This window comes from Cupriavidus sp. IDO (assembly GCF_000812465.1).
Classification (GTDB): Bacteria; Pseudomonadota; Gammaproteobacteria; order Burkholderiales; family Burkholderiaceae; genus Cupriavidus.
In genome coordinates this window covers 33,936-46,128 of the sequence record NZ_JWMA01000013.1, presented here as the reverse complement: position 1 = coordinate 46,128, position 12,193 = coordinate 33,936, and the positions used below count along the sequence as shown (strand labels likewise).

The window sequence follows — 12,193 nt, the reverse complement described above, 5'->3', positions numbered from 1 at the left end:
TCGACCCCGGCTGTTCCCAGTAGCCAACCCTCTGCTGCTTAAAAATCTCTCGGCGCTTCAACAGGTTAGCTTGGTCTCCGAGTCAAACTTCGGGCTAGTGCGCGTCGTCCTCGGCTGGGACATCGCCGTTTGGTCGTATCTCGTGCTGATCTGGTGGCTGATGGCCAGGGCGCCACAAGACAGGGTCAGGGAAATTGCCATTCGCGAGGACGAGACGGCCACGACGTTTCTGCTAGTCGTTTGCATTGCTGCGGTCGCTAGCATTGCCGCTATCGTGCTCGAACTGGCCACGGTGAAGGATTTGGGGCTCGGCGCGGGGCTGGCGCATCTTGCCTTCACCGTGGCGACGCTGTTCGGCGCCTGGTTCCTGATTCCGACAATGTTCGCGCTGCACTATGCGCGGCTCTACTACGGCTCAGCGCAGGAGCGTACCGACGAACCGACACTCAGCTTTCCCGATAGCGCGCTTGAGCCGAATTATTGGGACTTCCTCTACTTCTCGTTCACGATCGCGTTGACTTCGCAGACGTCGGACGTGGCATTGAGATCGCGGCCCATCCGCCAAGCGGTACTTGCGCAGTCCGTGCTCTCGTTCTACTTCAATATCGCTGTACTGGGACTGTGCGTAAACGTGGCAGCAGGTCTGATCCATCTCTGAAAGCGGACATCTGGCTTTCACCAGGCCATTCTCCTACCGGCAACAGCCTTCCCTGGCTTGAACGCGTCCCCTTCTTCTTCATGAAATGGGCGCTAAGTCCAGCGCAGATGTGGCAAGAAGTCGCCATGCTCGTCAATGCTGACCCCGCCCAGCTCGTATAGCAGCGTCTTGATCGTTTCCTTCTCAGAGGATTTGCATCCGACGATCATGATGATTTCATCCTGCGCCAGGAGTGCAGCGGCCCGGGCCAGCCGCTGTCGCGGCAACATCGAGCCGAACAACGCACCAAGGAACCAGCCACAGACGCCGAAGGCCACGAAGCCAAGGCCATAGGTGGTAAGGCCGCTCAGCGGGGCGGAATGGTCGCCGTAATACCCTGCCAGCGCGAGGCCAAGTATGGCAAATATCGCATAGCCGGCGATCGAGCCTTCATGCCGGAAGGTGGTGTGCGTGGTGTCCGCGCCCGGAAAGCTCTCGACCGGCCGCAGGCCCCGGCCCACGAACCAGGGGCCGGTCACATGGGCAGTCGCGTGGACGAGGGGAAGCAGTCTTGCCCAGCCGTCCCGGGCGGAAGCGGCATTCTTGAAGCGGAGGCAGAGCAGGGTACGCATGATGACGTCTCTGTTGCTGGTTACAAGGCAGCCAGCTTGCTGACCTTGGTACCTTCGAGGCTGACGCCCGCCATCAGTCCGCTGTTGGTGAGCACGAAGGCCTCGACTGGTGCGCTGGCGGTGTTGGAGTCGATGTTGCCGTTGGCGCCAACTTTAAGCACGGCTACGGTGGCATCGCCGCCAACTGCCCAGCCTTCGCTGTTGCGGAAGCGGTCGAGCGCATCACGGGTCATGAACAGAAAGATTATGGCCTTGGACTGCGCACCGAACTGGAACCCGATGGAGCCGGTGGTGGTACTGTAGTATCCCACCGTGGTGCCCCGTACGCGCAGCGAGCCTTTGCCGTATTCGCCGCCAAGCCAGAAGCCTGCCGCGATCACCGAAGGGAAGACCAGCACGCCCTGGGCCTTGCCGACGAGTTCATGCGAGCCACGGGCGGAGGCGTAGAGGCGGGTGAGCGTGGAATCCACTTCGGCGTCGATGCTGTGCCGGTCATCGGCCCGGCTGGCGGCACTCTCGGAAGAGGTGCCGGTGGTTGTGCAGGCCGGCAAGGTAGCGCCGATGGCCACCATGGATCCGGCCGAGATCAATATGAATCGTCGCCGTTGCATGATTCTCTCCAGTGTTCGAGGTATGAATTCAGCCTACGTCAATGCGGATGGCATTGCGGTACGACAGCGTACGGAGGCAGCGCAAGGCGAGCATCGCGAATCGCTGAGCATCGTTTGCGCGGCGTCCATTGCGTCGCGCCGCTGCCGCTACTTGCCTACCTGATTGCCGATGACGCCGCCTACAGCGGCCCCACCGACAGTTCCTAACGCGCTGCCACTGGTCAGCACGGCGCCCGCCACGCCTCCGATGCCTGCACCCACTACTGTATCGGTGTCTCGCCGGCTCATGCCGCTACAGGCGACTATGCCAAGTGCGGCGATAAGGATTGCCGCCCGTTTGAGGAATATCTGTGTGCGTTTCATTTCTTGCTACCTCCTGCGGCCACGCAGGGAGCCGGGTATCGTTGTTCCATAGGTCCCGAGCATCCGGCTGCAAAGGCCCGGTCGCCTGCCAGTGTCGAGACAATGTTCCCCTTATGGGCGCAAGAAGTCGGTCCGCTGGCGTACGCGGGCGCAAAGGTGGCGCAGAGAAGTAGAGTTCAGCCGAACACGCGCGATCTCAGGTCGTCCTCGAAATCGACGGTCCATTGCGCGCCCAGGTTTCCGTCGTACTGGCGGACTTCCCTGCCGAAGCCTACCGAGATGGTGCGGCCGTGAGCCGGCACAGCGCCTGCCGCGTCTTCAATTGCTGTCACGGTAAATCCGTCGGGTGCGACCCCGTTACGCAGACAGGTCTCGCGGAAAGCTTCCTGCTCCAGGGGAGGGAACCGATTCAGCATCGTGTCCAGCATGGGTGTCTCCTGACGCCGGCATGTAACGAGGAAAGGCCGAAAGCGGGCAAAGGCGGCTGGTCGGCTGGCCGCCTTTGCCATCGTGCCGGCGGTGCATTGGCTCGGGTGCTCGCCCTCTCCATATTCTGTTACTCCGCCTTCTTGATATCCGCCTTGACGTCGCCGTACGCTGCCTGCGTCTTGCCAAGATCCTTCTTCAGCGTTCCCGCAACTTGCGTTTGCTTGTTTCCAGTCATCTTGCCGAAGGCTTCCTTGACTTTCCCGGCAGCCTCCGTGACCCGGCCCTTCACTTGGTCCTTGTTCATGATGTATCCCTCTTTATTGGTGTTGCGAGCCGGATGCTGAGGCAACCTGGCCGTGCGATGGAAGGTGGCAACCAAGTTGTCACCGAGCGCGTGCCCGGTAGCGCGCTCCTCAGATTGGATTTCGGCGATTCAGGAAGCCAGCCATGAGCCTGCCTTGCAACGGCGGCTCACGGTGTCCGGGACGTTTCCGATAACCCGCCTCAGAGTCTGCCCAGCAGCAACAGGACAAGGACCACAACCAAAAGCACCCCGAGAGTGCCTGATGGCGCGTAGCCCCATCCGCTGCTGTACGACCAGGTGGGGATTGCCCCCACGAGGAAGATAGCCAAGACAATCAACAACAAGAGTCCAATTGACATGATGCGCTCCTTGTTCTGCATGCCTTCCGCTGATTCAACCAGGCGGATGGCAGCCGTTCTAGCGGATCGCGTTGTCGATGGCCATGCCATGAAATCCAGAACACCGATTCGAGGGATTCGCTGAAGTACTTGTCGCCGGTACGTTGTCTCGATAGCGACAGCTCTATCCTGCTCAGAGCGTAGTTCGGATGGGATCTCGTGTCAGTCCGGTGCCGTACGCTTGACGCGGCGCCGACACGGATTGACTGCCCGGATACGTGGAGCTAGACCAGGACCAGCAGCGTGTGCTCGCCCCCATCAAGAGGGACACTAGCCTGGCGGTCCTTACATGGGATGCTGACGCCGTCAAGGATCGCCTGCGAGACACCGCTGGCGCAGTGCAACGGCGTCTCCACGCTGATCTCATAACGAGTCGACGCGACGTTCACGGTGGCCTTGAAGCCCGGCCACGAGGCAGGAATGCAAGGGGCAATGACCAGCCGGTTTCCCTCTTTCCTGATGCCGAGGATGCCTTCCACCCCGGCGCGATACATCAATCCCGCGGCACCCGTGTACCAGGTCCAGCCACCGCGGCCGATGTGGGGCGGCACCGAGTAGACGTCGGCCGCAACCACATAGGGCTCAACCTTGTAGCGCTCGACCGCTACAGGTGTCAGCGCATGGTTGATCGGGTTGAGCAGCGAGAACAGTTCGACAGCCTTGTCGGCCGCGCCGAGCCTCGCAAAAGCGAGAACTGCCCACATCGCGGCATGGCTGTATTGCCCGCCGTTCTCGCGCAGGCCGGGCGGGTAGCCCTTGATGTAGCCGGGGTCGAGAGGGCCTTTGTCGAAGGGAGGGGTGAACAGCAGTGCCAGCCCGTCTTCGTGGCGCACCAGGTACTTTTCCAGCGAGGCCATCGCCGCACGGGCACGGGCGGGATCGGCCGCGCCCGACAGCACGGCCCAGGACTGCGCAATGGCGTCGATACGGCATTCCTCACGGTCTTTCGAGCCGAGCCAGGTGCCGTCGTCGAAGGTCGCGCGGCAATACCAGTCGCCATCCCAGGCCTCTCGCTCCAGCGCCTCGCGCAGCAAGGCCGCATGCGCCTGCCAGCGGCGGGCGCGCCCGGCATCACGGGTCTGCGCCAGCGGGGCAAACATGGCGAGGGTGCGTACCAGCAGCCAGCCCAGCCAGACACTTTCGCCCTTGCCGCCGGCCCCGACAAGGTTCATGCCATCGTTCCAGTCGCCGCCGCCGATCAGCGGCAGCCCGTGGTCGCCGGCGTGCGCCATGCAGCTGTCGATCCCCCGCGCACAATGCTCGAACAGCGAGGCCGATACATCCGAGACCATCGGCTGGAAGAAGGCGTCGGCCTCGGTGGGGCCCAGGATCTGGCCTTCCAGGAACGGCACCATCTCGTCCAGCACGGCGGTGTCATCCGAGCTGGCGATATAGCTGGCGGTCGCAAACGCGAGCCACACGCGATCGTCGGAGATCCGTGTTCGCACGCCTTGCCCAGAATGCGGCAACCACCAGTGCTGGACGTCGCCCTCGACGAACTGCCGCCCGGCGGCGCGTAGCAGATGCCGTCGCGTTGCGTCCGGACTGGCAACGGTGAGCGCCATGTGGTCCTGCAACTGGTCGCGGAATCCGTAGGCGCCGCTTGCCTGGTAGAAGGCCGAGCGTGCCCGGATGCGGCAGGCGAGTGTCTGATAGAGAAGCCAGCCGTTGAGCATGATGTCCATGGCGCGGTCCGGCGTCCTGACCTGTACCGCGCCAAGCAGGCCTTGCCAGTGCCGGGTCACACTAGCCAGCGCCGCGTCGAGATCCGTCTCGCGATAGAGCGCAATCAGCGCGCTGGCCTCGGCAGCCGAAGCGCATTGTCCGATAAACGAAACGACTTCGACGGTCTCGCCGGCCGCGAGCTCGACATTGCACTGCAAGGCCGTACAGGGATCCAGGCCCGAACCGGTCGTGCCGGACCAGGGCGCCTTGCCGAGCAGCGCCGCGGGCGCTTCGGGGCCGCCATTCCGGCCAAGGAACTCGGTACGATCGGCGGTCCAGGCGGTCTGCCTGCCGCCAAGATCGGCAAAGGCCACGCGACCCGGAAACCCCGTGCTCCACGGATTGCGGATCAGGATGGCGCCGGTGGCTTCGTCGGGCGCCGTGGCGATGAACGGCGCCGAAGCACCCCGGGACGTGCCGAGCACCCATTCCGTATAGGCCGTCACAGAAAGCCGGCGGGAAACGCTGGAGAGGTTGCGCAGCGTCAGGCGCGAAATCTTGATCGGATCGTCCAGTGGAACGTATTGCAGCAACGCCAGCGCAATCTCGTTGGCCTCATGCGTGAAGCGGCTGTAGCCGTGCCCATGGCGGGCCGTATAGGTGCCGTTGTCCCGGATCGGCTGCGCGGTGGCGCTCCAGATCTGGAAGCTGTTCTCGTCGCGGACATAGATCGCTTCGCCGCACGGGTCTGCAACCGCATCGTTGGACCAGGGCGTCAACTGGTTGTCGCGACTGTTCTCCGCCCAGGTGTAGCCGCTGCCACTGGCCGACGTATGGAAGCCGAAGCCGGGATTGGCGATCACGTTGATCCATGGGGCCGGGGTCGACTGGCCGGCGTTCAGCACCACCACATATTCCCGGCCGTCCTGGTCGAAGCCGCCCAGGCCATTGAAGAACTCGAGCCCGGGCTGCGCCGGCACCGGCGGCAGTGACTGTGGCGCGGGCTTGCGGCGCCGGACAGGTACAGGAAGCGGGCCTGCCACTGCGGGCAGGCGGGCGAGCTGGTCCGCGATGGCGCCGCGTCGGGCAATCAGCGCGACACGTGCGACTGACTGCAGCAGCGCGCGGGCTTCGGGCTGCATCATGTCGGCACGCAACGTGTAGACCGAGCCGCGGATCGAGTCGTGGACCCCTTCCTCGCTCGCGTGGCTTTGCGAGTGGCTGCTGCGAACCGCGGTCTCGATCGCTATCTGCAGATCTTGGATATAGGAAGAGGCGCGCTCGTTGATGATGATCAGATCGACGGCAAGCCCCTTCATGCGCCAGTACTCGTGGGCGCGCAACAACTGGCGCACCTGGACGATGTCCTCGATCTCGTCGATGCGCAGGAGGACAAGCGGTAAGTCGCCGGAAATCGCCAGCGGCCACAGTGCCGACTGCGGACCGGCCCCGCGCAGGATGGCGTCCGGCGGGGCCCTGAAGCGGGCGTCGGCGTAGAGCAGGGGCGCAGCGAGGCGCTGGAAGTCCGCGGCTTCCGTCGCGTCGACGTCAAGATGGCGGAGCTCGACCTGGGCCTGCGTCCAGGCCAGGGTCTTGGCCCGGTCGAAGGCGTTGCGGTCCTGGTGCTTGTCGATCAGGGCGAGCAGATCGGCGCGCGACGACGCAATGACCGTCCAGAAGGCCACCCGCGCGCTGCCCCCGGGCGCAATTCGCACGCGCTGCCTGAGCGAGAAGATCGGGTCGAGGACCGTGCCGACCGTGTTCGAGAGCGGCAGTCCGGCTGTGACGACTGCGCACGCAGCGGGCGTGCAGCCGCCTTGCAGGAAGCGCGCGCGGTCGGATTCGTACTGCTGGTCGGCGACCAGGTCGCCTTCGACTACGCTGAGGTGGGCAGCCCACACTGGCGGCTCGTCGGGCGAGCGCAGGCGGCGCGTCGCGGTCAGCGCGCCGGACTCGGGCAGGTGTGCGGTCTGGATGAACATCCTGGAGAAGGCTGGATGCGCATCATAGGACGCGCGCGTGGCGAGCACCACTTCCGCATAGGAAGTGAGTTCGACCTCGCGTGGGCGGCGCCCGTTGTTGACCAGCGATACGCGGCGGACCTCGCCGTCGTCCTCGCCGGAAACCAGGACTTCCAGGATGGTTGTCAGGCTGCCGTCGTGCCGGACGAACTCGGCGCAATCTTCGGCGAAAACCACTTCGCCGCCGCGCTCGCCATCGGCGCCCGTCTGCGCGCTGGCAGACCAGGTGGCGCCACTTTGCGTATCGCGCAGGAAGATGAAGGAGCCCGAATCGTCGCGGGTGGCATCTTCCCGCCAGCGCGTCACGGCCAGGTCGCGCCAGCGGCTGTAGCCCATTCCCGTGGTGGTCAGCATCACGGTGTAGCGGCCGTTGGACAGCAGATGGGTGACCGGATTGCCACTTGCCGGCGCCGTGAACCGTCGCACCGCAGAGTCCTGGGGCAGTACCGCTGCCGCCGAGGCCTTCACTTCCTCGGCGCGGGGATGCGCTACGGCGACGTTGCGCGGCATGCGTTCCTGCAGCAGCAGTTCGCAGGACTGGATCATCGGCTCGCGATGGAAGCGCGCGCGCATGCGACCATCGTGCAGGGCGTTGGCGATGGCAACGATGGTCATGCCCTGGTGGTGCGCCATGAAGCTGCGCACAATGGCGACCGTCTCGCTGTCGGCCAGGCGCGCGCGCGTGTAATCCAGCGCCTCATAGAATCCGTAGCGTCCAAGGGCGCCGAGTTCGGCCAGGCGACGGTAGTTGTCGCATGCAGCCTTCGGATCGACCATGGCCGCCAGTCCCGTGGCATAGGGGGCGATCACCGCGTTCTCGGACAGGCCGCGCTTGAGCCCCAGGCCGGGCACGCCGAAGTTCGAGTACTGGTAGGTGAACTCCCTGTCGCGGGCGTTGTACGCCGATTCGGATACGCCCCAGGGAATCCCCAGCGACTGCCCGTAGCCCTGCTGGCGCGCCACCACCAGGCGCGCGGTCTGTTCAAGCAGGCTGCCGGCAGGGGCGCGCATCACCAGCGACGGCATCAGGTATTCGAACATCGAGCCCGACCACGAGATCAGTGCCGAGCCCTTGCCTAGTGGCGTCGCCATGCGCCCCAGCCGGAACCAGTGCGGGGTCGACACGTCCCCCTTGGCAATGGCGAACAGGCTGGCGAGCCGCGCTTCGGAGGCGAGCAGGTCGTAGCAACTGACATCGGGCCGGTTGTCGGCAAGCGAATAGCCGATCGACAACAGCTTGCGCGCCGGATCGAGCAGGAATGCGAAGTCCATTGCCATCGCCAGTTCGCGCGCGGTATGGGCGAGCGCCGTCAGCCGGGCAGCCAGTGCCTGCGGTGCTTCAGCCTGCTGCAACTGGTCGCGCTCATGCTCGATGACGGCACGCTGCAGCGCGCCGGCCCAGAAAGTCAGGTCGGCAACGCTGTCATCGCTGGCGGCGCAGTGGTTGTCGTGCACCAGCCTGACGACCTTGTCTGTGAGGGGCCTGAGCTCCGGTGCCCCCGTCGCTCCTGTTGCCATGGTGAGGGAGCCAGCGAGCATGGTGTCGATCTCGGCCAGCAATTCGCCAAGCTGTTGTCCGGGGTCGCTGTGCGCGAGGGGCAGCGCAGCCAGGGCCTCGTTTGCCAGCCGCGCAGTGTCCGCCAGGCCGCGGCAGGGATCTGGAGCGGCGATGCTTGTCCATTCCTCGCACGCATTGGCGACCACGATCAGGTGCGCGGCCAGGTTGCCGCTGTCGACCGACGAGATATAGGCGGGATGCAGCGGCTGCAGGCTCAGCGTCTCGTACCAGTTGTGGAAGTGGCCCCGGTAGCGCGGCAGCTTGCGCATCGCGGCGAACGCCGCCTCCATGCGCTCGACCGTTTCGGTGGTCCCGGCCCAGCCGAAGTCGCGTGCGGCGACGGCCGACAACAGGTAGAGCCCGATATTGGTCGGCGAGGTCCGGTGTGCCACCACGGGCCTGGGCGTCTCCTGGAAGTTGTCGGGCGGCAGCATGTTGTCCGCCGGGGTGACGAAGGTCTCGAAGAAGCGCCAGGTGCGGCGCGCGGCGAGGCGCAGCGCAAGCGCGTCGGTCGCTGGCAGGGCGAGCCGGCGCGCAACGGTCGGCGCACGGCTGGTCCACAGGGCAAGGGCTGGCGCTGTCAGCCATAGCAGGGCAAAGGGCAGCACAAGCGGCCATGACGATGGCAACAGTCCCACGCCGACGGTGGCCATCGATAGCGCTAGCAGCGTGCCGCCGGCCATCAGCCGGTAGAAGCCGGCCAGGTCCAGCCGCGGGCGCGTGGCGGACTGCGCGGCCGTGGTCCAATCGAGCAGATGGCGGTGCGTGTAAAACAGCCGCGCCAGCGTTCTGGCGATCGCATCCACCGCGCGCCAGGTCTGGTCGGGCACGAACGCAAGCACAAGCAAGGTCTGCGTGGCGGCTAGCTGCAGGTCCGCGAGCAGCGCCTGCACATGGTTGCGCAGGCGCATGCCGCCGCGGTGCCGCAGCCCGGACAGGATGCCGGGCAGGACGGCCGGAATGGCAATGGCAGCCAGCGGCAGGATAGTCGCCAGTGCCCCCGCCGGCCAGGGCAGGAACCAGGACAGCACTAGGCTCAGGAGCAACAGGGGCGCGAGCAGCGAGCGGCGCAGGTTGTCCAGCATCTTCCAGCGGCCGATGGCCGGCACCGCGTGGATGCCCTGGTGGTGCCCGAAGATCCAGCCAAGCAGTTGCCAGTCGCCACGGGTCCACCGATGCTGCCGCCTGGCCGCCACGTCGTAGCGCGGGGGAAACTCCTCCACCACCTCAACGTCGGAGGCCAGCCCGGCGCGGGCGAACACCCCTTCGAACAGGTCATGGCTGAGCAGCGCGTTCTCCGGGACCCTGCCGCTGAGCGCGGCTTCAAAAGCATCGACGTCATAGATGCCCTTGCCCGTAAAGGAACCCTCGCCAAAGAGATCCTGGTACACGTCGGAGGCGGCAGCCGCGTAGGGATCGATGCCGCCCGGCCCGGAGAAGACCCGCTGGTAGAGCGAACCCTCACGGCCGATCGGCAGCGAAGGCGTGACACGCGGCTGGAGAATGCCGTAACCGCCCACGACGCGCTGCCGGGCCGCATCGAAGCGTGGCCGGTTCAGCGGATGGGCCATCTTGCCGATCAGCCGCAGTGCGGCGTCACGTGGCAGCCGCGTGTCGGCGTCGAGGGTGATGACGTAGCGGATGCCGGCCGGCAACTGCGGCGCCTGACCATCGATGGCCACGTAACTGGTGTCGGTCGCGCCGCGCAGCAGCCGGTTCAGCTCGAGCAGCTTGCCGCGTTTGCGCTCCCATCCCATCCACTTGCCTTGCGCGGCATTGAAGACGCGCCGGCGGTGAAGCAGCAGGAAGCGGTCGCCGGCCGGGCCCGGGCCATGGCGTTGGTTCAGGCGGGCGATTGCCGCGCTGGCGCCGGCAAGCAGGTGGGCGTCGCCAGGCAGCACCTGCTGGTCGGCGTCGATGCCATCGGTCAGCAAGGCGAAGCTCAGGTCGCCGCCTGCGCCGGCGAGGTGATGCACCTCCAGCCGCTCGATCTGCTCGCTCAGGTCAGCCTCGCCGGTCAGCAGCGTTGGCACGACCACCAGCGTGCGCAGCGAGGGCGGCACGCCCGCCTTGAGTTCCAGGCCGGGCAGGATCGTCGCACCCAGTCGCCCGGCAAGCGCGCGGTTGACCAGCGTTGCCGCGATCTCGCTGGCCGGTACGATCCAGATCAGTCCCAGCAGGACAAGCCAGCCGGGCGTCAGGCTGGCAACTGGCAAGATCCATAGCGCGAAGGCCAGCAGGCCGAGCGTGACGAACAGGAGCGCGCCAACGTAGCCGCCGATGCCCAGCTGTTTGCTGAAGCGGCTGATCCACAGGCGGGGTGGGGCGCGAAACCCGATGGTACGTTCGAGCGCGCGCCGGCCTGAGCCAATCAGGTGATAACCGGGATCGCGCCGGCGCTCGGCCTCGGCCTCATCGTCCGATGCGCAGGGCGCTTGCGTGGCGCTGAGCGCCAGCTCGACAACCCGGAGTTCCGGGCAGGAGGCGCCGCGCGCGAGCTCCTCGATGGCATTGCGGTACAGGTTGCGGGTCGGGAAGTCCATGCCGGCAAAGGCGCTGCCCGCGCGCAGCCGCGCGTCGACCAGGCTGACGCTCTCGAACCACTCAGCCCAGTCGATATCGGAAATCAGCCGCATGCTCGTGATGATGTTGCGCACCGTCACGTTGGAGGCGCCTTGCCGCTGCTGCGCGTGCAGCACTACCTCATCGACCGAAGTGCCCTGCAGCCCGAGGCGGGCCTCAAGCCAGCCAAGTGCCGGCATGATTCTCGGGTCCTGGTCGCGCAGGCGTCTGGCGAGTTGCGCGGCAAACAACTCGGACAGCGGCGCAGCAGGGCGTGCGGCAATATCCGTTTCGAGTGCCATGCGGGCGCCCCCTGTGGCCAGCAGCCGCGCGGCCAGAGCATCCGCATCGGCGCGGGCAACCCGGCCGGCGGTGATTTGCCCGGTGAGCCTGCGCAGGTTCTCGACCAGAACAATGCGCAGCGTGATCGCAACCGCCCACAGTTCGCCGATCGTCAGCGGCTGGACGCGCTGATAGGCGGCGATGAAGCGGCGCAGGATGTCGGGGTCGAGGTAGCTGTCGGTGTGGGCGACAAAGGCCCAGGCCAGCCCGAAGACGCGCGGATAGCCTGTGAATGGCCCCTCCGCGAGCTTGGGCAGCTGGCGATAGTAGCCGGGGGACAGGTCGTCCCGGATCTCGCGGATCTGCTCCTCGACGATGTGATAGTTGTCGAGCAGCCATTCCGCCGCTGGCGCCACCTCGGCGCCGCCTTCCACCTCGGCGGCGCTGGCCCGATAGGCGGCCAGCAGGATGGTCGCATTGTCGCTGAGCCGGCTGCGCAGCGATGGCACGCGTGGCGGCAATGCTGTCACCGGCTGGGCTGCGGCGAGGCTTTGCGCGTGCTGCTCCAGCCGTTCGATGCCAAACAACTCCTCCCGCACCGGCGCTGTGCTGTCCCATGGTGACGGCACAGACGGCGCGCCGAATGCACGCAGCGGAAAGGTGAGATTCAGGTTGAGGTTCATGGACGGGACCATTCCGTGGTCCGGGAAGCAAAAGGGGCCTTGGCATCA

Annotated in this window: 8 protein-coding genes; 1 reads left to right on the top strand and 7 read right to left on the bottom strand. The window is 65.9% G+C overall.

Features of this window, described 5'->3' with window-relative positions; translation table 11 throughout:
- The first annotated feature begins 10 nt into the window (after positions 1-10).
- Positions 11-658: a DUF1345 domain-containing protein gene (locus RM96_RS04730; protein WP_039008242.1), complete on the top strand. Its 648-nt coding sequence runs from the start codon at positions 11-13 to the stop codon at positions 656-658.
- A gap of 92 nt (positions 659-750) precedes the next feature.
- Here the strand turns inward: RM96_RS04730 and RM96_RS36235 are convergent, their stop codons facing one another.
- The 7 genes from RM96_RS36235 to RM96_RS04700 all read right to left on the bottom strand — a co-directional run bounded on the left by RM96_RS36235 (position 751) and on the right by RM96_RS04700 (position 12,145).
- Positions 751-1,269, bottom strand: coding sequence for a hypothetical protein (locus RM96_RS36235; RefSeq protein ID WP_052279329.1), 519 nt, complete (start codon positions 1,267-1,269; stop codon positions 751-753).
- A 20-nt stretch (positions 1,270-1,289) separates the two neighbouring features.
- Positions 1,290-1,880, bottom strand: coding sequence for a BPSL1445 family SYLF domain-containing lipoprotein (locus tag RM96_RS04720; RefSeq protein ID WP_039008240.1), 591 nt, complete (start codon positions 1,878-1,880; stop codon positions 1,290-1,292).
- A gap of 147 nt (positions 1,881-2,027) precedes the next feature.
- Positions 2,028-2,243, bottom strand: a complete 216-nt coding sequence (locus RM96_RS36780; RefSeq protein ID WP_082016421.1) for a glycine zipper 2TM domain-containing protein — start codon at positions 2,241-2,243, stop codon at positions 2,028-2,030.
- A gap of 176 nt (positions 2,244-2,419) precedes the next feature.
- A complete protein-coding gene (locus tag RM96_RS04715; protein WP_039008237.1) occupies positions 2,420-2,671 on the bottom strand; it encodes a hypothetical protein in 252 nt (83 codons plus the stop codon).
- A 128-nt stretch (positions 2,672-2,799) separates the two neighbouring features.
- The gene (locus RM96_RS04710) at positions 2,800-2,976 is read right to left on the bottom strand and encodes a CsbD family protein (protein WP_039008202.1); all 177 of its coding nucleotides are present in this window, start codon (positions 2,974-2,976) and stop codon (positions 2,800-2,802) included.
- A 200-nt stretch (positions 2,977-3,176) separates the two neighbouring features.
- A complete protein-coding gene (locus RM96_RS04705; protein ID WP_039008246.1) occupies positions 3,177-3,335 on the bottom strand; it encodes a DUF3309 family protein in 159 nt (52 codons plus the stop codon).
- Positions 3,336-3,598: 263 nt separating this feature from the next.
- A complete protein-coding gene (locus RM96_RS04700; protein WP_193752392.1) occupies positions 3,599-12,145 on the bottom strand; it encodes a GH36-type glycosyl hydrolase domain-containing protein in 8,547 nt (2,848 codons plus the stop codon).
- Between the last annotated feature and the right edge of the window lie 48 nt (positions 12,146-12,193).